At 55.4% G+C, this 21,497-nt stretch carries 23 protein-coding genes; 9 read left to right on the top strand and 14 right to left on the bottom strand.

The window, feature by feature from the left end; genetic code table 11:
• Nucleotides 1-9 precede the first annotated feature (9 nt).
• Nucleotides 10-1,926, bottom strand: a complete 1,917-nt coding sequence (gspD, locus tag RS584_RS07255; protein WP_047734162.1) for a type II secretion system secretin GspD — start codon at nt 1,924-1,926, stop codon at nt 10-12.
• 13 nt (nt 1,927-1,939) lie between these two features.
• Nucleotides 1,940-2,671 (bottom strand): type II secretion system protein GspC, encoded by a 732-nt coding sequence (gene gspC, locus RS584_RS07250; RefSeq protein ID WP_062938629.1) that lies wholly within the window; start codon nt 2,669-2,671, stop codon nt 1,940-1,942.
• Nucleotides 2,672-2,971: 300 nt separating this feature from the next.
• On the opposite strand from gspC, the gene RS584_RS07245 reads away from it, so the two are divergent.
• Entirely contained in the window at nt 2,972-4,534 is a 1,563-nt protein-coding gene (locus tag RS584_RS07245) for a peptidoglycan-binding protein (protein ID WP_315749153.1), read from the top strand.
• Nucleotides 4,534-5,172: a hypothetical protein gene (locus RS584_RS07240; RefSeq protein ID WP_017693725.1), complete on the top strand. Its 639-nt coding sequence runs from the start codon at nt 4,534-4,536 to the stop codon at nt 5,170-5,172. The genes RS584_RS07245 and RS584_RS07240 overlap by 1 nt, the downstream gene beginning before the upstream one ends.
• Here RS584_RS07240 and RS584_RS07235 read toward each other — a convergent pair.
• The 3 genes from RS584_RS07235 to RS584_RS07225 form a co-directional block, all read right to left on the bottom strand.
• On the bottom strand, nt 5,169-5,792 hold the full coding sequence (locus RS584_RS07235; RefSeq protein WP_023303371.1) for a helix-turn-helix domain-containing protein: 624 nt from the start codon (nt 5,790-5,792) through the stop codon (nt 5,169-5,171). The two genes, RS584_RS07240 and RS584_RS07235, sit on opposite strands and share 4 nt — an antisense overlap.
• Before the next feature lie 265 nt (nt 5,793-6,057).
• Nucleotides 6,058-6,888, bottom strand: coding sequence for an N-acetylmuramoyl-L-alanine amidase (locus RS584_RS07230; RefSeq protein WP_015571006.1), 831 nt, complete (start codon nt 6,886-6,888; stop codon nt 6,058-6,060).
• Nucleotides 6,885-7,208 (bottom strand): heavy metal-binding domain-containing protein, encoded by a 324-nt coding sequence (locus tag RS584_RS07225; RefSeq protein ID WP_006174327.1) that lies wholly within the window; start codon nt 7,206-7,208, stop codon nt 6,885-6,887. Before RS584_RS07225 ends, RS584_RS07230 begins: the two co-directional genes overlap by 4 nt.
• A gap of 97 nt (nt 7,209-7,305) precedes the next feature.
• Here RS584_RS07225 and RS584_RS07220 point away from each other — a divergent pair, with 97 nt between their 5' ends.
• From RS584_RS07220 to artJ, 6 genes are all read left to right on the top strand, one after another.
• A complete protein-coding gene (locus RS584_RS07220; protein WP_015571007.1) occupies nt 7,306-7,824 on the top strand; it encodes a lipoprotein in 519 nt (172 codons plus the stop codon).
• Between the two features lie 226 nt (nt 7,825-8,050).
• Nucleotides 8,051-8,779: an arginine ABC transporter ATP-binding protein ArtP gene (gene artP, locus RS584_RS07215; protein WP_006809439.1), complete on the top strand. Its 729-nt coding sequence runs from the start codon at nt 8,051-8,053 to the stop codon at nt 8,777-8,779.
• An 18-nt stretch (nt 8,780-8,797) separates the two neighbouring features.
• Entirely contained in the window at nt 8,798-9,529 is a 732-nt protein-coding gene (gene artI, locus RS584_RS07210) for an arginine ABC transporter substrate-binding protein ArtI (protein WP_006174322.1), read from the top strand.
• Nucleotides 9,530-9,535: 6 nt separating this feature from the next.
• Nucleotides 9,536-10,252, top strand: a complete 717-nt coding sequence (gene artQ, locus RS584_RS07205; RefSeq protein WP_003858367.1) for an arginine ABC transporter permease ArtQ — start codon at nt 9,536-9,538, stop codon at nt 10,250-10,252.
• Nucleotides 10,252-10,920: an arginine ABC transporter permease ArtM gene (gene artM, locus RS584_RS07200; RefSeq protein ID WP_003858369.1), complete on the top strand. Its 669-nt coding sequence runs from the start codon at nt 10,252-10,254 to the stop codon at nt 10,918-10,920. Before artQ ends, artM begins: the two co-directional genes overlap by 1 nt.
• 179 nt (nt 10,921-11,099) lie before the next feature.
• Nucleotides 11,100-11,831 (top strand): arginine ABC transporter substrate-binding protein ArtJ, encoded by a 732-nt coding sequence (gene artJ, locus RS584_RS07195; RefSeq protein WP_063933206.1) that lies wholly within the window; start codon nt 11,100-11,102, stop codon nt 11,829-11,831.
• Between the two features lie 76 nt (nt 11,832-11,907).
• Here artJ and RS584_RS07190 read toward each other — a convergent pair whose 3' ends face one another.
• Nucleotides 11,908-13,377, bottom strand: a complete 1,470-nt coding sequence (locus RS584_RS07190) for a sensor histidine kinase (protein WP_032671249.1) — start codon at nt 13,375-13,377, stop codon at nt 11,908-11,910.
• A complete protein-coding gene (locus RS584_RS07185; RefSeq protein WP_022650690.1) occupies nt 13,361-14,068 on the bottom strand; it encodes a response regulator transcription factor in 708 nt (235 codons plus the stop codon). Before RS584_RS07185 ends, RS584_RS07190 begins: the two co-directional genes overlap by 17 nt.
• Before the next feature lie 300 nt (nt 14,069-14,368).
• On the opposite strand from RS584_RS07185, the gene RS584_RS07180 reads away from it, so the two are divergent.
• Nucleotides 14,369-14,581: a hypothetical protein gene (locus RS584_RS07180; RefSeq protein ID WP_240740596.1), complete on the top strand. Its 213-nt coding sequence runs from the start codon at nt 14,369-14,371 to the stop codon at nt 14,579-14,581.
• A 130-nt stretch (nt 14,582-14,711) separates the two neighbouring features.
• Here the strand turns inward: RS584_RS07180 and rlmC are convergent, their stop codons facing one another.
• The 7 genes from rlmC to RS584_RS07145 all read right to left on the bottom strand — a co-directional run bounded on the left by rlmC (nt 14,712) and on the right by RS584_RS07145 (nt 21,444).
• Nucleotides 14,712-15,842, bottom strand: coding sequence for a 23S rRNA (uracil(747)-C(5))-methyltransferase RlmC (gene rlmC / locus RS584_RS07175; RefSeq protein WP_045348014.1), 1,131 nt, complete (start codon nt 15,840-15,842; stop codon nt 14,712-14,714).
• 40 nt (nt 15,843-15,882) lie between these two features.
• Nucleotides 15,883-16,380: a YbjO family protein gene (locus tag RS584_RS07170; RefSeq protein ID WP_085929694.1), complete on the bottom strand. Its 498-nt coding sequence runs from the start codon at nt 16,378-16,380 to the stop codon at nt 15,883-15,885.
• Nucleotides 16,381-16,422: 42 nt separating this feature from the next.
• On the bottom strand, nt 16,423-17,268 hold the full coding sequence (potI, locus tag RS584_RS07165; RefSeq protein ID WP_003858378.1) for a putrescine ABC transporter permease PotI: 846 nt from the start codon (nt 17,266-17,268) through the stop codon (nt 16,423-16,425).
• Nucleotides 17,265-18,218 (bottom strand): putrescine ABC transporter permease PotH, encoded by a 954-nt coding sequence (gene potH, locus RS584_RS07160; RefSeq protein ID WP_017693731.1) that lies wholly within the window; start codon nt 18,216-18,218, stop codon nt 17,265-17,267. The genes potI and potH overlap by 4 nt, the downstream gene beginning before the upstream one ends.
• Nucleotides 18,219-18,227: 9 nt before the next feature.
• A complete protein-coding gene (gene potG, locus RS584_RS07155; protein WP_017693732.1) occupies nt 18,228-19,361 on the bottom strand; it encodes a putrescine ABC transporter ATP-binding subunit PotG in 1,134 nt (377 codons plus the stop codon).
• Between the two features lie 143 nt (nt 19,362-19,504).
• The gene (gene potF, locus RS584_RS07150; protein WP_040117429.1) at nt 19,505-20,617 is read right to left on the bottom strand and encodes a spermidine/putrescine ABC transporter substrate-binding protein PotF; all 1,113 of its coding nucleotides are present in this window, start codon (nt 20,615-20,617) and stop codon (nt 19,505-19,507) included.
• Nucleotides 20,618-20,967: 350 nt separating this feature from the next.
• Entirely contained in the window at nt 20,968-21,444 is a 477-nt protein-coding gene (locus RS584_RS07145; RefSeq protein ID WP_003858385.1) for a YbjN domain-containing protein, read from the bottom strand.
• Nucleotides 21,445-21,497: the final 53 nt, after the last annotated feature.

Below are 21,497 nucleotides of genomic sequence, written 5' to 3'. Positions count from 1 at the left end.
CCCTCCGCCTTACTCTTTAAACGGATTGCGTGCCGCGTGGGTTTTCACGGGTGCAGTGCTGGCGGCAGGAAACGCTGGCAGTACGGCGTTGTCGCTCGGCTCAACAATACCGAGCTTTTTCTCTTCCACGCGCTGCTGCTGGCGGGCGCGGATCTGGTCATATTTCTCTTTCGAGGCTGCGCTGTAGTTGTCGTCGTCACGCAGGACGGTGGTATGAATAAACACCATCAGGTTGCGTTTAGAGGTATCCTGCGAGGTGTAGCGGAACAGCTGACCGACCAGCGGGATATCGCCGAGCAGCGGCACTTTGGACACGGACTGTTTGGTCACATTTTCCATCAGACCGCCGAGTACCACCGTCTGGCCACTGTGGACCATCACTTCGTTATTAATCGTGCGCGTATTGAAGGTTGGGCCGAGGCTGGCGTCTTCCGTCGCACTGTTGTCGACGCTGGACACTTCCTGCTCAATCTTCAGGTGGATCATGTCGCCATCGTTGATTTGCGGCACAATCTTCAGTTTGGTCCCCACGGTTTTACGCTCAACCGAGTTAAAGACGTTGTCGCCGCTGGTGGTTTGCGAACCGGAAAGCACCGGCACATCCTGACCGACGTTGAACGATGCTTCTTTATTATCCAGCGTGACCACGCTTGGCGTGGAGAGGATGTCGTTTTTACCGTCGGTGGAGAGCGCGGTCACCAGCGCACCGAAATCACCGTTAAAGAAGCCGGTCGCCAGGCCCGTGAAGCTCGCCCCCTTCATGGTGCCATTTTTAATCTGGCTGATTGGCAGGCCGGTAGCGCCAAACTGGACGCCGCCGTGCTTGCTGGTCCACTGCACGCCAAGATCCAGGCCGTTGCCGTCCTGCACTTCGGCAATGATCGCTTCCACCAGCACCTGCGGACGGCGAATATCCAGCTTGTCGATCACCTTCTCCAGGGAGTTCATCACGTTAGGCTGCGCGGTGATCACCAGGGAGTTGGTCGACTCGTCGGCGGTAATGTTCAGGTCGGTTGAGGCGCTCGCGGTTTTCGCTTTGGCTGCGCCCGGCTTGTCTTTCAGCTGCTCGCCAATCCCGGTCAGCACCGGTACCACTTTGGTGGCGCTGGCATATTTGAGGTAGAAGACGCGGGTGTTCCCCTCGTTATTCTGCTCGCGATCCAGCTGATGGATAAGGGAACGGGTACGCGCCCGCGCATCTTCCGAACCGCTGATCACCAGGCTATTGGTTTCGTCATCGGCCACCACCTTGGTCGCCAACTGCGGCGCGTTCTGCCCCTTCTGCTCTTCGTTGTTGAGGTTATTCAACATATCCGAAAGCTCTTTGGCAGACGCAAAGCGCAGCGGGATGATTTCGCGGCGCTGAATACCGTCTTTATCGACGCGCTGAACCAGATCCACCAGGCGGTTCACCACCGAGGCTTTACCGGTTAACAGCAGGACGTTGGACGGCTCAAAGTGGACCACATTCCCGATGCCGGTGGCATCGTTGAGCTGACGCAGCAGCGGGGCCAGCTCGCGAACGGGTACGTTTTCCATGCGCACCACGCGGGTGATGATCTCGTCACCTTTGCCCGGGTTTTTGCTGTCTGCCAGCGGCGCACCGGCGGTACGCGCCACGCTTGAGCGCACCACTTTGACCATGCCATTGTCCATCGGGATCACCGACAGGCCGTAGAGATCCAGCACGCTCAGAAAGAACTGGTAATACTCATCTTCCGTCAGCACGTTGTAGGTTCTGACCGAGACGGTTCCCTGGACGGACGGATCGACCAGAATGGTTTTGTTGAGATTGCGACCTACCGTATCGATAAACTCGCGAATATCCGTATTTTTAAAACTCGCGCTAAAGTTAGCTGCAAGCAGCGAACTGGAATATAACGACAATGCGGTCAGCGCCACGCACGCCCAGGGAAATTTTTTCATGTCTGCACACTTGTTAATTGTTTAGAACATTAACCCGAATATTTTCAAGGTGAGCGTGACGTCGTACGATGACCTCCGCTTCTTTCATTTTCGACCAGTTGGCAATAATGCTTTTCGCTTTTGCTTCATCGGTCATATCGACAGAGTTAACCTGAACCGCCACATCGCCTTTTTCCAGACCTGACTGGCTGTAAAAGGCAGAGGCATTCCTTGGGTTTATCCTGTAGCCTTCCAGTCGGCCCTTTTCAATGATGGGTTTTAACACCAGATAATCATCAAGATGCACACTCTCTGCGCCAACATCTTTTGTCGATTTCGTTACCGGGCCGCTCTCCACGCCCCCCTTAAAATAGTCCGGTTTATTTAACGCCAGTATCTGCGCAGTACCTTCATAATTAACCACCACATTCTCTTTGTTTATTTCCTGAATAAATGCGTCGTTAAAGCCGGCGAGTGGTTCACCCTCACGGTAGCTTCGCTGGCCGCCTGGCGTTTTGATGACAGCGAAGGAGAGCCAGGCGTCATCACTGCGCACAATGCCTTCAATCTCCGCCGCCAGCGGGGCTTTTGCCGCAGCCGATAAGTTCTCCTGACGGACGGCAGCCGTAAAAAGCGTGAAGGGTTTGTCTTCGCGCTTTTTTTTCAGCTGCTGTAGGTCAGAATTAGCAAGCTTATTCGTAACTTTTTTATAATCTTTAAAGGTGAGATAGCCTTGCTGACCGCAAAAAATGAGCAGCAAAAACATAATACAAGGCGTTATCCACCGTGACAGAAATGAGAACCTCATTTTTTATCCGGCCTATAGCAAAGCAAAAATAAGCAGCGTCATACTGCGCCAATATGGAGGAAAATAGTAATAAGCTGTTGCAAACGCGACCACTGACTTCGCCACCAACTTTCATAAAGAAAAATATTGACCGTATAAAATTCAGATGTTAAGCACAGCCAGCTGGATATTTTTACTCTGTCTGCAAATTGACCGCTCAGGGGCATTACCTTACTTTCTGCTGCTGTTGCTTTTCCTAATCAGAGACGGTAAGTCGTTATGTATCAGAGCCACTTTAATTTTAACAATCCGCCATTCAGGACAATCACCCGTTTATCCGGTGATTTTCTGGTGCCTTATCATCAGGACGTGTTCAACCTGCTGAAAGAGAAAACCCAGCTGGCGGGAATTATCGGGCTTTTTTGCGACGACGCTCCGCTTCTGGGCCAGTTCATCGACGCGCTTAAAGCCAGCAACAATACCGTTCTTGCCATTAACGCGTTTCCCAAACTGAGTGCCAGTAGCCTGCTGTACAAACTCAACCCGGGAACGAAAGTGATTAAAGATCGCATGCAGGCGGTGGATGCCGTCCTGCGCCAGTGGCAGGAGGGGAAAGCGAAATCCAGAGTAGTGACGATCGCCCATTCCGAAGCCATGAAGGAAAGCTGCCGTGAAGTCCTGGGAACGCTGCTCACGCGCGCCCAGGAGCTGAACTTCCGGCTCGCCGTGGTGCTGACGGGCACTACGGATCAGGAGATCCTGCTTAAGCAACCTGAACTGCGCGAATATACGCACACGCATCATGCCCTGCGCCCCCTGACCTGCCGCGAATACCTGAGCTATGTTCAGGCCCAGTGCGAAGAACACGGCTGCGAAAACTCGCCGTTACCACCGGCCCGCGTGCGCAAAATGCACACACTGACCAAAGGCAACATCAGCAAACTGAATGCGCTGGCGCACCTGTCAATGCTCGCCGCCTGGACGGAACGCGCGGCCCAGGTCAGCCCACGTCATTTACGTCTGGCGGCGGGAGAGATCCTGCCCGCCCAAAAACACGGTAAGCGCCTGGCGACCGTGGGGCTGTTTGCGTCCGTGCTGTTTGCCGCCTGCGGCTGGTATTTGACCTCATCGATCGGCGCACGCCTGCCGATCCAGCTGCCGGTGCCCGTCAGCTGGAAACAGCAATCGCTAAAAGTCGAAGCGCCCGTAGTGCCGGTTATCGACAACGAAATAGTTAATCAGCCGGATGCGATGCATCAGCTGTATCTCATGTGGGGGTATGACGCCTCGGCCGAAGATGCGCTGTGCCAGAACGCCGCCAAAGTGAACCTGATGTGTAAACAGGGGAACGCGTCGCCGGAGACGCTGGCGCAGGAAGGGTATCCGTGGGTCAGTGAACTGAAAACCAGCGGCCATCTTAACTATGCGGTGGTCGCCAGGGTCGGGGACACGTCCATTGACCTGTTAATGAATAACCGGACCTGGCAGGTGAGCCGCAGCTGGTTTAACCGGCACGCGACCGGCAACTTTACCCAGCTGCACCGCCTGACACCGGAAGGTAAAGACGCGATCGGCGCGGCCAGCGACAGCAAAGATATGGCCTGGCTGGATCAGCAATTAAGCCTGGCGCTGAGCCAGCCCGAAACGCATGCCCGGATCTGGACCACAGAGATGATGAAACGCACCCGCGAGTTCCAGCAAAAAATGCATCTGCACGTGGATGGTATCCCCGGTGAAGATACGCTGATGCAGCTGATGCGCGTGACCAACAGCACGCCGGGCGTACTGATTCAGACCACCCGCACCACCCCGGACGCGAAAATGCAGGAGAAGAAAGCCTAATGTCGACCATCTGTCTTGCGGCCCAGCGCAGCTATACAACCGGGGAAGCGGTCTGGTTTTCGTACCGTCTCCCCAGCCTGAAAAACATATTCGGCAAAACAGCGTTATGGCTGGTCGGGCTTTGCGCCATGCTGGTTGTCGGCCTGTATATGCACGTCTACTGGAACCTGCGCCACCCGGCGCCTGAACCGGTCAACGCCAGCGTTGCGAAACCGGAAACGCAGCTTTCGGATATGCATTACGTGTACGTGAGTAAACCGTTCCCGCATCCGCAGCCTAAAGCTGCGCCAGTGCCAGTTGATGTTCCATCGATGCAGGATCTGCCTATCAACAGTGATGATGGCGACTGGCAGCAGGCGCCCGACGGCGCGGTGCCACACGACGCCTCGCGGGATACCTTACCCGGGACCGAAGCGCATGAGCACGATAACGCTCCCGCCAGCACGGGCAGTGAAGAGTCATCATTAACGGAATTATTTAAGCAGGCGCTAAAAGAGCAGGAGCAGGATTATTCTCAAGGAAAAATTCCCGCGCCGCCGGTTGACGAAACGCAGGATAATTCACAAGCCAGTGTAAAAAACAGTGGTAATAGCCGTTCTCCTTTCAGTGAAAAAGGAGACGGCGGGAGCAGGTATTAATATTTTTCAGGCAGTGCGGTAAGGTTAAGCAGTCGACCTTTTTCCACCACAATATATTGACCCTTTTTCAGATCGGAGAGGATTTTAATAATAGTGCTACGTGCCAGGTTAGTGTATTCCTGAATGTAATCATAAACGTTAATATCACGCTGTTGTTGAACAATCAGGTCGTTAATCTCATATAAAAATTCGCGGACAACGGAATACGCACTGCGGGCAACCAGAACATCATCACGTTTGCTCAGCATGCAGATGTACCAGGAAAGGACTTTGGTCAGTTCTGGCCACAGATTTTTTTCGGTCATCAGCTGGGCGAAGACCTCTTTCTTGATCGAGCGAACAACCGTATTCGTCCGAACAAGGCCGTACATATGGGTGGCGCTGTAATACATTGACGACAGGCCGAAAATGCATTGCCCGGTGACGGTGAACATGCACAGTTCGTCAGATTCACGTCGAAATTCGACTTCACCGCTGACGATAATATGAATATAGCCGGAATCAGAAGTGGAAATTTTCTGCCATTTTTTTAATGTTCTTTCTTCAACGCCTGAGGTTGCAGAAATGATCTTTTCCATTTCATGTTGCGGACGTAATTTTTTTCCATAGATGCTTAACATGGTTATACCCGATTTAAGATGTGATTTTTAAAAAGCATGGCAACGGCATTCATACCGAGCCATAAATATTTTTCCTGATGAAAACGTCAAGAATAAAAATAAAAGTGTGAAGATTTTTTATTCGCCAAATTACTTAGCGTGCTATATGTCCATCTTAAATCCGGATAATTTTAAGTCAATTAACTAAAAATGAAATGAGTTTGTACTTAAGATTAATCTGATAGAAACTTGCTAAAATATACTCATTCGGGGGTAATCCGAAGGCTTACCCCTGTCCGTATTTCTCTAAAAGTGCTTCAGCAATCGCCATGGTTTCAACATCTGCAACGCCACTCCATAACTGCGGACGGAAATGCATCTGGAAAACCATGATGATGCGTTTTTGCTGTTCGGGCGTACTGTTTTCTGGCACCTCGTAACCGTAGCGCGCCAGCAAATCGAGCAGTGCTGCGGTATCAACCTGCTGATAATGCGGTCGCCCGTTGATATAAAAATTCACGCGCCCCGGATCGGGCCAGGCTCCGATACCCTGCTGCGCCAGTTCGCGCCAAGGAAACAGTGGCCCAGGATCGTCTTTACGCTGCGGGGCGATATCCGAGTGTGCCACCACGTTCTGCGGTTTAATGTCGTAGCGGGCGATGATGTCTCTGGCAAGCGGGATCAGCGCCGCAATTTGCCCCGGTTCGAAGGGGGTAAAGGTTTTCACGTCACCGGTTTTCCGCCAGCCGCGGTTTTCCAGCTCAATGCCGACGGAGGTATCATTTATGCGGTTGGTGCCACGCCAGAAGCTGATGCCCGCATGCCAGGCCAGTTCGCTCTCTGGGACCAGCTGCCAGATACGCGGTTTGCCCTGCGGAGCTGGCGGCTTTGCGGGGATGAGATAGTGAGAGCTGACGTTTTTATCGGTCAGGGTCGCAAGCGAGGTGTCGAAATCATCGGCGGTGTAGTGAATAACCAGCACCTTTATACGCGGGTAGGCCGCCTGCGCCTGATGGCGCGTATCCAGCTCGTACGCGCCTTTATCAACAATGCCCTCTTCCGAGGCGCATCCTGCCAGCAACATCGCCAGCAGGAGGGTTGAGAGCGAACGCTTCATCGACGGGTTTTCACCGCCGTACCGCTTACGCTCACCATCAGCATGCTGGCATCTTTCCCGACCGTTTCGTAGTCGATATCAATGCCCACCACCGCATCCGCGCCCAGCGCTTTGGCCTGCTCGCCCAGCTCCTTAAACGCAATCTCGCGCGCCTTACGCAGCTCTTTCTCGTACGCGCCGGAACGACCCCCGACGATATCCCGAATGCCGGCAAAGAAATCGCGGAAAATATTGGCGCCCAGAATCGCCTCACCGGTGACCACGCCGCAGTACTCGGTAATCGGTTGACCTTCCAGGGTTGGCGTTGTTGAAAATTGCATACTTTCTCTCCTTCTTTAGCGTTCAATGCGTTAGCGACAGCATTATCGGTTCGTTACGCTATGATTGAAAGGATAGTTAATAAATAAGGAAATCAACATGCGCTACTCTGCTTTAACGCTTTTAGTGCCATGCGCGCTGGTGCTCAGCGCCTGCACAACGCCGGTCACGCCAGCCTTTAAGGATATCGGAACCCGCAGCGGCCCTTGTATTGAGGGTGGCCCGGATGCCGTGGCGCAACAATTTTATGATTACCGTATTCAGCATCGCGGTAATGACCTGACCGCCCTGCGCCCGTACCTGAGCGATAATCTGGCGAAACTGCTCACCGACGCTTCGCGCGATCCGCAGCACAACGCCCTGCTGTCATCCGATCCGTTCTCCAGCCGCGCCACGCTGCCGGACAGCGCCGACGTCGCCAGCGCGTCCACCATACCGAATACCGACGCACGCAATATTCCCCTGCGCGTGAAGCTCACCCAGGGGACGCAAACCTGGCAGGATGAGGTGCTGATGATCCGTGAAGGCCAGTGCTGGGCAATAGACGATGTGCGCTACATTGGCGGCAGCGTTCATGCCCCGGCGGGCACCCTTCGCCAGTCGATCGAGAACCGCTAACGCCTCCGTTCAATAAACGTTAACCCCGTAAAATGTCCGGCATTTCCTGCGGAATGCCGACATTTATACTCGCCCCCCTTTCCCGTCGCTATTTTGTGCTATGTTTAAGAGGAAACACGGGTTATATTTAACTTTTAACGCAGAAATATTGCATAACTATTCTGTCAACGGTACTATCTGCGGCCTCAATTGCTATAGATTGCCTGGATGAGTAAAGACTGCCCCGATGAGTATTAAACTAAACGGCATTAACTGCTTCTACGGCGCACACCAGGCGCTGTTCGACATTACGCTGAGTTGCCCGGAGGGCGAAACGCTGGTTTTGCTCGGCCCAAGCGGCGCGGGAAAAAGCTCCCTTCTGCGTGTTCTTAATCTGCTTGAAATGCCCCGTTCGGGGACGCTGGCCATCGCCGGTAACCATTTTGACTTCGCGAAAACCCCGTCTGATAAAGCGATTCGTGAACTGCGTCAAAACGTGGGCATGGTTTTCCAGCAATACAATCTCTGGCCGCATCTGACGGTGGTGCAAAACCTGATTGAAGCCCCGTGCCGCGTGCTTGGCTTAAGCAAAGACCAGGCGATGGCGCGTGCGGAAAAGCTGCTGGAACGTCTGCGTCTGAAACCGTACAGCGACCGGTATCCTTTACACCTCTCTGGTGGTCAGCAACAGCGTGTGGCGATCGCCCGTGCGCTGATGATGGAGCCGGCGGTGCTGCTGTTTGACGAGCCAACCGCGGCGCTGGACCCGGAAATTACCGCCCAGATCGTGAGCATTATTCGTGAGCTGGCGGAAACCAACATTACCCAGGTCATCGTGACCCACGAGGTGGAAGTGGCGCGCAAAACCGCCAGCCGCGTGGTTTATATGGAAAACGGGTATATCGTTGAGCAGGGTGACGCGAGCTGCTTCACTAACCCGCAAACCGATGCCTTCAAAAACTACTTATCACACTAATGTGTTAGGGAAATTATAATGAAAAAAGTATTGATTGCCGCGCTGCTTGCTAGCGTCAGCCTTTCCGCTACCGCAGCCCAGACCATCCGTTTCGCCACTGAAGCGTCCTACCCTCCGTTTGAATCCATTGATGCGAACAACAAGATTGTTGGCTTCGACGTGGACCTGGCAAACGCCCTGTGTAAAGAGATCGACGCGACCTGTACCTTCAGCAACCAGGCGTTCGACAGCCTGATCCCAAGCCTGAAGTTCCGCCGTATCGACGCCGTAATGGCCGGAATGGACATCACTCCGGAGCGAGAAAAGCAGGTTCTGTTCACCACCCCTTACTATGACAACTCGGCCCTGTTCATCGGTCAGAAAGGTAAATACGCCTCCGTTGACCTGCTGAAAGGCAAGAAAGTCGGCGTGCAGAACGGCACCACGCACCAGAAATTCATCATGGATAAGCATCCGGAAATCACCACCGTGCCGTATGACAGCTACCAGAATGCGAAGCTGGACCTGCAAAACGGTCGTATCGATGCGGTGTTCGGGGACACGGCTGTTGTGACTGAATGGCTGAAAGCGAACGACAAGCTGGCCGCCGTGGGTGACAAGGTGACCGATAAAGACTACTTCGGTACAGGTCTGGGTATTGCCGTACGTCAGGGCAATACCGAGTTGCAGCAGAAATTCAACGCTGCGCTGGAAAAAGTGAAGAAAGACGGCACCTACGAAACCATCTACAAAAAATGGTTCCAGAAGTAATTCCTGATGAATGAAATTTTTCCTTTAGCAAGCGCCGCCGGGATGACCGTCGGCCTTGCCGTTTGTGCACTGATTATCGGCCTCGTACTGGCGATGTTCTTTGCGGTGTGGGAGTCCGTTAAGTGGCGCCCTGTCGCATGGCTCGGTTCAGCGCTGGTGACTGTGCTGCGTGGACTGCCGGAAATTCTGGTGGTCCTGTTTATCTATTTCGGCTCCTCACAGCTGCTGTTAACGCTGTCGGACGGCTTCACGATTAATCTCGGCTTTGCGCAGATCCCGGTGCAGATGCAGATTGAGAACTTCGACGTCAGCCCGTTCCTGTGCGGCGTGATTGCGCTCTCCCTGCTCTATTCGGCCTATGCGTCACAAACGCTGCGCGGCGCGCTGAAAGCGGTACCGCAGGGTCAATGGGAATCCGGCCAGGCGCTGGGTCTGTCGAAAGCGGCGATCTTCTTCCGCCTGGTGATGCCGCAGATGTGGCGTCATGCCTTGCCAGGGCTGGGTAACCAGTGGCTGGTACTGCTGAAAGATACCGCGCTGGTGAGCCTGATCAGCGTGAACGATTTGATGTTGCAAACCAAAAGTATCGCCACCCGTACGCAGGAGCCGTTTACCTGGTACATCGTCGCGGCGGCTATCTACCTGGTGATCACGTTGCTGAGCCAGTACGTTCTGAAGCGTATTGATCTGCGCGCAACGCGTTTTGAACGGAGACCAGGCTGATGCTGGATTATTTACCCGAACTGATGAAAGGGCTGCACACCAGCCTGACGCTGACCGTCGCGTCTATCATCGTGGCGCTGATCCTGGCGCTGATCTTCACCATCGTCCTGACGCTGAAAACGCCGGTGCTGGTGTGGATTGTACGTGGCTACATTACGCTCTTCACCGGAACGCCGCTGCTGGTGCAGATCTTCCTGATTTACTACGGCCCGGGCCAGTTCCCGTCGTTACAGGAATATCCGGTTATCTGGCATCTGCTCTCTGAGCCATGGCTCTGCGCCCTGATTGCCCTCTCCCTGAACAGCGCGGCCTATACCACGCAGCTGTTCTACGGCGCCATTCGCGCGATCCCGGAAGGCCAGTGGCAGTCCTGCGGGGCGCTGGGCATGAGCAAGAAGGATACGCTGGCGATCCTGCTGCCTTATGCCTTTAAGCGCGCCCTCTCTTCCTATTCCAACGAAGTCGTGCTGGTGTTCAAAAGTACCTCTCTGGCCTACACCATCACCCTGATGGAAGTGATGGGCCACGGACAGCTGCTGTACGGACGCACCTACGACGTGATGGTGTTCGGTGCGGCGGGTCTGGTCTATCTGGTGGTCAACGGTCTGCTGACCCTGATGATGCGTCTTATCGAGCGTAAGGCGCTGGCGTTTGAGCGCAGAAATTAATCGACTTAATGCATAAAGCTGTTTTCGTAGTGCGGGTAACCTGATGGGTTACCCGCATTTTTTTATGCATTAAATAATATTTAATCATATTTATTGCATATAAATTCATTGAGTGGCATTGTACATCCATGCCGCAGACACGGCGCATAATGACAAGATTGACAGACGGGAGCATTACAATGAAAAAGTTAGTTCTGGCCGCATTCCTCGCAACCTTCGCCGCTGGCGCATCCGCCGCCGATAAAATCAATTTCGGCGTTTCTGCCACCTATCCGCCGTTTGAATCGCTGGATGCCAGCAACCAGATCGTCGGCTTCGACATCGACCTGGCGAAAGCGCTGTGCAAGCAGATGCAGGCCGACTGCACCTTTACTAACCACGCATTTGACAGCCTGATCCCGTCCCTGAAATTTAAAAAGTACGACGCGGTGATCTCCGGCATGGACATCACGCCAGAGCGCAGCAAGCAGGTCGCGTTCACCGACCCGTACTACGCGAACTCTGCGGTGGTGATTGCGAAGAAAGGGGCTTATAAATCTTTCGACGAGCTGAAAGGCAAGCGCATCGGCATGGAGAACGGCACCACGCACCAGAAATACCTCCAGGACAAGCATCCTGAAGTGAAAACCGTGGCCTACGACAGCTACCAGAACGCCATTATCGACCTGAAAAATGGCCGTATTGATGGCGTATTTGGCGACACCGCGGTCGTGAATGAGTGGCTGAAAACCAACCCGCAGCTGGGTACAGCGACGGAAAAAGTGACCGATCCGCAGTATTTCGGCACTGGCCTCGGTATTGCCGTGCGTCCGGATAACAAGGCTCTGCTTGAGAAACTGAACGGCGCGCTGAAAGCGATCAAAGCTGACGGCACATACCAGAAAATCAGCGAGCAGTGGTTCCCGCAATAACCTTTTTTGCCGGGTGACCTGGCCTACGGGGGTGGTCTGTAGGCCGGGTAAGGCGAAGCCGCCACCCGGCAATTTCTTAAAGCGGCACAAAGAACCTGAACCGTGCCCCGCTCACGGACTCCATCAGCCTGATCCCCCCGCCGTGCAGCTCCAGCATTCTTTTCACGATTAACAACCCTAACCCGCCCCGGTGCTCCCGCGAGGCCTGTGGATTTAACGCTGACGGACGCTGGAACAGATCGTCCCGTAATGCGGCATCAACACCCGTTCCGCTGTCGGCCACTTCAACCTGTAACCGGTCGTTCTCCTGCCACACCGCCAGACGAATGTCTCCACCTGCTGGGGTATGGCGTATCGCATTATCCAGCAGATTCGTCACCACCCGTTCAATCATGGAAACATCGGCCAACACCAGCGGCAGCGGACCCGGGACGTCAATGTGCAGATTTAACTCACGCGTGCGGGCAGCGAGTTCAAACTTTTGCGCCACGTCGGAAATCAGTTCAGCCATGGCAAAACGCTCGCGCTGGGGCTTGATGCCGCCGTGCTCAAGACGCGCCAGCTCGAACAACTGCTGCGACAGATGGCGTACCTTTTGCCCCTGACGCAGCGCGGTAGCGAGGTACTGCTGATGCTCCTGCGGCGACAGCGTTGCGGATTTCAGCGACAGCGTTTCCAGATAACCCAGCAGCGACGTCAGCGGGGTGCGTAAGTCGTGCGAAATGTTGGCGATAAACTCCCGGCGCTGGCGGTCGCTGTCGGCCAGCCGATCCCACTGAGAGGTGATTTTGCGCGCCAGCTCGATAAAGGTATTGCGCAGGATCGCCACTTCATCCTGGCCGGCAGGCTCAAGCGGCTGGGCCGCCAGCTGCTTAATCGCGCTGATGCTGTCCTGCTCCAGCCCGGCCACGTCCAGCGTGAGCTCTTTAACCGGGCGCGTCACCCAGTACCAGAGCAGCAACCCCGCCAGCAGACCAAACAGCGCCACCAGCAGCATCGACCACAGCGCCGTACTCCAGAGCGCTTTGTGCCAGGCCATCTCCGCCAGCGCGTTGGACTCCTCCCCCTGCAAAATAATGTACAGATACCCCTTCAGCTCACCGTCCTGCCGCAGCGGGGTGGCGCTGAAGACTTTCTTATTCTGGCTTCGGGGATCGTCGCCAAACACCGGCATCACCGTCCCGCTGAGGAAATTCTGTATCGGCGCGAGGTCAATTTTTTGCCGCTGAATGTGCCCCGGCGGGGCGGCATCGGCCAGGATATCGCCATCTGGCGAGACAACATACAGCTCGACGCTCGGATTAAAGGTCATCAGCCGGTCGAACAGCGGTTTTAAGGCGCTGCGATCCACCCTGCCCTGCGCATCCAGAATCGCTTCCCGCTGCACAATCTGCTGCGCCAGCCCGCCGGAGAGCCGCTGCACCATCGCATTGCCGTACTGCATGCTACTGTAGAGCTGCACCGCACAGGCGACGGTGGCGCAGAGCAGCAGTAACGCCGTAAACAGCAGCGTCAGGCGCTGGCTCAGGCTAAAGCGACGCATCATGATTCTGCTCCGCAAATTTGTAGCCTTTGCCCCAGACGGTGCGAACGATCTCCGGCTCGGCGGCATCTTTCTCTATTTTAATGCGCAGGCGGTTAATGTGGGTATTGACGGTGTGTTCGTAGCCTTCGTGCTGATACCCCCATACCTGCTCCAGCAGTGCCAGCCGCGAAAAGACCTCTCCGGGATGGCGGGCAAAGAAATAGAGCAGTTCAAATTCGCGCGGGGTGAGATCGACGTGTTGGCCGTTAAGGCGCACGGTGCGCGCCAGCGGATCGATAGTCAGTCCGTGCGCCTGAATAATGCCGTCCGTCTGCGCCTGGCCCATCGCCTGCTGACGGCGAAACAGCGCCTTAATGCGGGCAATCAGCTCCTGCACCGAGAAAGGTTTTGCCAGATAATCATCCGCCCCGGTTTCCAGGCCGGTAATACGGTCAGTTTCACTGCTGCGGGCGCTAATGATGATAATGGGCAGGTAGCGGGTCATCTGGCGGATACGGCGGCAAATCTCCAGACCATCAACATTCGGCAGCATCAGATCGAGGATCACCGCGTCCCACGGCTGTGTTTCAAGACGCTGTAAGGCGTTGCCCCCGTCGGGCTCGTGGGTAATGGCGTAGCCTTCATCTTCCAGGTTAAGACGCAGGAGTGCCGCGATATCGTGGTCGTCTTCTACCAGCAGGATCTGCTTCATGGGTAAGCCTTCAATCATTTGTTATGACGTAAGCTTACCTGATTTCGAGCGGGGGAAGAGTTCACATTTTGTTGAAGATTTGGAGGTTAACAAACCACACAACCGGTCTCCTCTGTATTTTCTGAAGCAGCCTCGCAGGATTTAAATTCTCCTTTCCCCCCTCTTTTTATTACGGTTTTACCGACGTATGTTCAGCTCACACCAGCAAAATCTGGTGTCGGGATTGGCATCCTGCATAACATACTGACGGCATGAGACTTTTTTACGCTGTGCGTCCGGTTACACTTCAATGATGTTTATATGTCGATCGTCTCGCCTTTTTCAGACACACTTCTCACCCTTCCTGTTAATCACAATACCGAATTCACCGATCTGGCCGACAACTGCCAACGCTACTGCGAAGCGCTGGTTGAAGAAATCGATCCTGCCAGAAAAATGGCGCTCTGTGGCCGCCTCGCCACCTGTCTTGCCTTGCTCCGCCCGATGCTGCTTGAACCTTTGCCGTTATTGTGAGGAAGGGAGTACTTGCGGGGGAGTCGCATTCCTGGGTTGAGCAAACAAAGCCGGGTGGCGGCTACGCCTTACCCGGCCTACTCCGGATCGTAGGCCCGGTAAGCGCAGCGCCACCGGGCGATGTTGAGGATTAACGCGTTTTCACCAACAACGTCAACACTTCATAATGGGCGGTATGCGGGAACATATCGAAAAGCTGAACGCGCGCAATGCGGTAGCCCGGCAGGCTGGCGATATCCTTCGCCATGGTCTGCGCGTTACAGCTGGAGTAGACGATGTACTCCGGCGCCATCTGGCTCAGGTAGTCGCAGAGCGCCTGGCCGATACCCCGGCGCGGCGGGTTCACCAGCACCAGCTCCGGCACGTTGCCCTGTCCGGTGGCGAACCGGGTCGAGTCCAGCGCCTGGAAGTGCAGATTCGTCAGCCCCAGCTCCGCGGCGGACTGTTTCGCGCAGGCAATCGCTTCGGCGGAGATCTCAATTCCGGTGAGCTGCATGTCTGGCGTGGCACAGTGCAGACCAAAGCCGCCGACGCCGCAGAACAGATCCCACATGTGATGAACCTGTAACGCACGCACCCAGTCGCGCGCGGTGGCATACAGCGCGCTGGCGACGGTGGGGTTAGTCTGAAAGAAGCTTTGCGGACGGATCCACAGCGGCACGCCGTTAAAGCTCTCCGCCAGCGCATGCTGTTCGGTGAAGAAAATCTCTTTCTCCCCTTCCATGATCGCCATATGCACCGGCTGAATATTCGCGGTGATAACCTTGAGCTGCGGAAGCTGTTCCTGCAACCCCGGAAGCGCCGCGCGCAGCTGCTCCAGCTTGTTTTCCGAACGCAGCACAAAGCGCAGCATCATCCCGCCGTCGATCTGGCTTTCGGTCAGCAAAAGGTATTTCAGCTCGCCGCGCCTGCGGGCAACGTTATAGGGCGTTAACCCCGCCCGGGCGATAAACGGTTTCAGCGCGCTAAACACCGGCTCAAACGAGGCGGGATATAGCGGGCAGTCGGTTAAATCTTCCGGGGTGCCGTCGCGGTGCAGCATCCCCAGCAGCGGCTTTTCAACGCTGCCGCTGACCACCATTTTGGCTTTATTGCGAAAGCCCTGTTCCGGGCCACTGACGGGTGCGCACCACTCGCCCACCGCATGTGCTGTCAGCAGCTGTTGCAGGTCGGCCATTTTGGCGGTGAGTTGTTGAGAGACCGGCTGTTCTATCCACTGACAGGAGCGGCAGCGTCCGGCGTCATAGAGTGCGCACTGCATATGAAAACCTTAAGAAACACGAGGGCTGCGATTATACACATTATTGCAGGCGGAAGAACCGCCGACTGGAAGCCGGGAGATAAAGCAGGCAGAGCACCAGCATATCCGGCAGTTTTTGCATCACCAGTGAATGGAAAATCTCGCGTCGCGACTCACCGGGTATGCTGAACAGCTCCGGATAGCCATAGCCCAGCGAGGCGGCCCACAGGTAGCCTGCGGCGGTGATCTGCGTAAGCAGATACACCCAGCGCGCCCAGTTACGTCCTTTCACCAGCGAGAACGCACAGTAGATCTCAATAAACACCAGCATCAGGCTGCTGAGAAACACCAGCGTCAGATTCCACGTCTGCGCGCTGCGGTGAATAAATTCCCCCATTCCGCGCGGACCCAGCGTGTTCATTATCATCAGCACATCCAGGCAGCGGATCATAATAATGGCGAGCGCCGCCACCTGCACCAGTGCAGGGACGTTCGGACGAGCGTGCGAATGACGTGTTTTTTGTAAGAATCCCAATGTTTTTACTTCCCTGAAAAACAGTGCCGCGTCATACGCGGCACATCACTGGAAATAGTAATTCCTTCAGCCGCGTCTTGCACGCTGGATATCGCGCACACGCTGTTTTTCCGCGCGCGCCATCAAATACCAGGCGATAAATCCGACAATTCCGACCACGCCAAGGATGATGGACGCCAGGGCGTTGATCTCCGGATTCACCCCCATCCGCACGCTGGAGAAGACCAGCATCGGCAGCGTTGTCGCGCCCGGTCCCGACACAAAGCTGGCGATAACCAGATCGTCGAGCGAGAGCGTGAACGCCAGCAGCCAGCCGGAGATCACCGCCGGCATAATCATCGGCAGCGTGATGATGAAAAAGACCTTCAGCGGCGTTGCGCCGAGATCCATCGCCGCCTCTTCAATGGAGCGATCCAGCTCGCGCAGCCGCGAGGAGATCACCACCGCCACATACGCCGTACAGAAGGTGACATGTGCCAGCCAGATGGTGAGCATCCCGCGATCCGCTGGCCAGCCGATGGCGTGCGCCAGCGCGACAAACAGCAGCAGTAGCGACAGGCCGGTGATGACGTCCGGCATAACCAGCGGGGCGGTGATCATAAACGCGAAACCATTCGCCCCGCGGAAACGGCCAAAGCGCACCATCACCAGCGCGGCGATAGTGCCCAGCACGCAGGCCATCGTCGCCGCCAGCGCCGCAATGGTCAGGCTCAGCCCCACCGCGCTCATCATCGCATCATCGTGGAACAGCTCGCTGTACCAGCGCGTGGACCAGCCCGCCCAGACGGTGACCAGCTTAGAGCTGTTGAACGAGTAGATCACCAGCATCAGCATCGGCGCATACAGGAAGGTAAAGCCGATAATCAGGATCGCAATTCGCCACGGGGAGCGTACTACCGGTAAGTTGTTCATCCGTGGTCTCCCATCTGTTTCTGCTGATGTTTGTGGAACCACATGATCGGCACGATCAGCAGCAGTAACATGACGATCGCCACCGCCGAGGCCACCGGCCAGTCGCGGTTATTGAAAAACTCCTGCCACAGCACGCGGCCAATCATGATGCTGTCCGGGCCACCGAGCAGTTCCGGGATCACAAACTCCCCGACCGCCGGGATAAATACCAGCATCGATCCGGCGATGATCCCGCCTTTGGTGAGCGGCACAATGACGCTGAAGAAAGTCTTCAACGGGCGTGCGCCGAGATCCAGCGAGGCTTCCACCAGCGAGTAATCGATTCGCGTCAGCGCCGTATAGATTGGCAGCACCATAAACGGCAGATAGGCATAGACAATCCCGATATACACCGCAAGGTTGGTGTGCAGGATCGTCAGCGGCTGGTCGATGACCCCAAGCCACAGCAGGAAGTTATTCAGTATGCCGTTATTCTTCAGGATCCCCATCCACGCGTACACGCGGATCAGGAACGACGTCCACGACGGTAAAATGACCAACAGCAGTAAAATATTTCGCGTCGACGGCTTGCTGTGCGCCACTGCCCACGCCAGCGGGTAGCCCATCAACAAGCAGCAAATCGTAGAAATAGCCGCAACCTGTAACGACTGCAAATAGGCTTCGAAATAGAGCGGATCGTCGGTCAGTTGCAGGAAATTACCGAGGTTTAAGGTCAGCGTCAGCTGCCCGTCGGCCCACTCCCACAGATCGGTATACGGTGGGATCGCCCGCGCCATCTCCGCCAGGCTGATCTTAAAGACGATCAGGAACGGCAGCAGAAACAGCAGGATCAGCCAGATATAGGGCATGGCGATGACCAGCTTGCGGCCATGCGCCATCTGCATGCGCGCCAGCCAGAGCGCGAAACCGCCCGGTTTTTTGACGCGGGCTGGAGGTTCAAGTGTGCTCATGACCGCTCCTTATACCGTCAGGACTACGCAACTGTCCGCATCCCAGCAGAGGCTCACTTCGTCGCCCCAGGTTGGCTGCCCCTTGCGATACCGGTGTTCGTTCTGTAACTGGGCGCTGAGCATCTGGCCGCTTTTCAGGCGCACATGGTAAATCGACAGATCGCCGAGATAGGCAATGTGCACCACTTCGCCCACGGCAAAGTTATAGCCATCGGCGGGCGGCTCATCGCAAAGCATGATTTTTTCCGGGCGCAGGGCAACGTAAACCGGCACGTTGTCCACCACGGAGTTATCAGAATCAACCTTCAGCGGGTGCACCAGCCCCGGCGATTCAATCACCAGACCGTCGTCCTGGCGTTCCTTCAGTAGCCCTTCGAAGACGTTTACCGAGCCGATGAACTCCGCGCTGTAGCGGGTTGTCGGGTGTTCATAGATCTCTTCCGGCTCGCCGATCTGCACGAACTTACCGCGATTCATGATCGCAATGCGCCCGGCCATGGTCATCGCCTCTTCCTGGTCATGAGTCACCATCACGCAGGTCACCCCCACGCGCTCGAGGATATCCACCACTTCCAGCTGCATCCGGTCGCGCAGCTTTTTATCCAGCGCGCCCATCGGCTCGTCGAGCAGTAATAATTTTGGACGCTTCGCCAGACTTCTTGCCAGCGCCACGCGCTGACGCTGGCCGCCGGAAAGCTGATGCGGCTTACGCTTCGCAAACTCCTGCATATGCACCAGGCTCAGCATCTCTGCCACGCGCGCGGTGATTTCGGCTTTCGGCAGTTTGTCCTGCTTCAGGCCGAAGGCGATGTTCTGCTCAACGGTCATGTGCGGGAACAGGGCATAGGACTGGAACATCATGTTTATGGGCCGCTGGTACGGCGGCACGCTGGAGAGGTCTACCCCATCCAGCACGATCTGCCCGGCGGTAGGCTGTTCAAAGCCTGCCAGCATACGCAGCAGTGTGGATTTGCCGCAGCCCGATGCACCGAGCAAAGCAAAAATTTCACCTTTGTAGATCGTCAGGCTGACATCGTCCACGGCATGCTGGCCGTCGAAGGATTTGGTGAGGTTACGAATTTCAAGAAGCGGGGTCAGCGCTTTACGGACTTTCGCCTGCGGGCGGGGGATCGCGTCATTCACGGGGTGCTCTCCGGCATAGATCAACACTGGTGCAAACGCACCGTCAGGGTGCGCATCGCCGGGCGGCGCTAACGCTTGCCCGGCCTACGGGATCTGTCGGCCCGGTAAGCGACAGCGCCACCGGGCAACGATATCAAACGCCGTTACTTACCGCTTTTCACCTTGGTCCACGCGCGGGTACGCACACGGTCAATTTTCGGTTCCTGCACTTTCAGGGTGAAGAGCTTGGCAAACACATCGGCTGGCGGATAGATCGCCGGATTATTGCGGATTTCTTCGCTCACCAGCGGCACGGAGGCCTTGTTACCGTTGGCGTAGTAGACATGGTCGCTGATGTGGGCAATCACCTCCGGACGCATCAGGTAGTTGAGGAACTGATACGCTTCCTCTTTATTTTTCGCATCAGCCGGCATCGCGAAGACGTCGAAGAACGCCAGCGCCCCCTCCTTCGGAATGAAGTAGGAAACATTCACGCCGTTTTTCGCCTCTTTCGCGCGGTTCGCCGCCTGCCAGACATCGCCCGCCCAGCCGATGGCCACGCAGATATCCCCGTTAGCCAGGTCGTTGATGTACTGAGAGGAGTGGAAGTAGCGAATATTCGGACGCAGCTTCAATAGCAGGTCGGTCGCCGGACCGGTGTAGTCGTCAGCCTTGCTGCTGTTTGGATCTTTGCCGAGATAGTTAAGCACGGTGGCGAAAATCTCTTCCGGCGCATCGAGGAAAGAGACGCCGCAGCTTTTCAGCTTCTCGAGGTTTTCCGGCTTCAGCACCACATCCCAGCTGTCCAGCTTGACGTCCGGGCCCAGCGCCGCTTTGACTTTATCAACGTTATAGCCAATACCGGTGGTCGCCCACAGGTAAGGCATCGCGTATTTATTCTCCGGATCGTGCTTCGCCACCAGCTTCAGCACGTCCGGATCGAGGTTCTTCCAGTTCGGTAATTTGCTCTTGTCCAGCGGCTGGAAGACACCGGCGGTCAGCTGACGCTCCAGGAAGCTTGCCGACGGCACCACCAGGTCGAAACCGGTGCTGCCCGCCATCAGTTTGCCTTCCAGCACTTCGTTGGAATCGAATACGTCGTAGACAACCTTAATGCCGGTCTCTTTTTCAAAACTGGCGACGGTGTCCGGCGCAATATAGTCAGACCAGTTATAGACGTGCAGCGTTTTTTGTTCCGCAGCGAGCGTGCCGGCAGAGACGGCCATCAGAGCACCCGCAACCAGACCCGATAACCATTTTTTATTCAAGGCGATCATATTGTTATTCCTTCTGAAAGTTCGTTAACAAACGAACCAAAACTGTGCAGCCTGAAGATATGCAATAATCATGCATAGTTTGTCGCTCTGCCCGAAATAAAATACCCCCCTCTTCCCGGCAGGTTCCGCTCGCTTTTTTAAGCACCGCAAGAATAACTGTAGCCCGTGTCTCCGGCTATAGCCCAGACGAAAAAACGCCTTTTATCAATTTTTTATGCAGATTATGTCTACGTGATAAGCCGAAACGGCCGGAGAGGAGGTGAAAAACTCTTTAAAGAAAGGTTAAAAGCAGCAGAAAAAGCGGTGTTATGCAGCCGCTCTGGCAGCGACTGCGCAAAAGTCAGACAGGCTTAGTGGAGAAAATTGGGAGATGCATCATTATTCTCGGCATCATCTTCCGCGCTATACAGCAGGTGATGTGCGTTGGCTTCCATCATTACCATGGAAATTTGCTCTTCGCTCAGGCGCATAAACCAGGCGAACTGCTTGAAGGAGAGCCCCGCGCCGGAGAATAAAGACTGGCAAACCACCAGCTTTGGCAGATTATCATCCTGTATGTCGAGAAACGCTTTCACCGTCAAAGAACTGGCGTTGATCGCTGACAGATCAGACGCCAGCGCCAGCAGCGCAGAAGGCTTTACTTCAGCCAGCGCCGAGAACAGGATCACGTCGTTAATCAGATCGATTTTGGCATCGAAAATCCCATCGAAATTTTGCATGTGAGGCAGATGCAGCGCCTGGCAGGAGTCGCATTCGAAGAAAGTAATACCGGCATCATCGAGCCATTGACGTAACGTATCCAGTGTAGGTACGACCTGTAAATCCATCGCTGTGCAGCCTCTTAAATAAAAACGTTGTCCAGATTACGCAAAAAGTGCGC

Origin of the sequence: Enterobacter sp. DTU_2021_1002640_1_SI_PRY_ASU_LCPMC_013, assembly GCF_032389435.1 — a bacterium.
In the GTDB taxonomy this organism is placed as follows: Bacteria; Pseudomonadota; Gammaproteobacteria; order Enterobacterales; family Enterobacteriaceae; genus Enterobacter; species Enterobacter hormaechei_C.
This window is presented reverse-complemented; position numbering and strand designations above follow the sequence as displayed.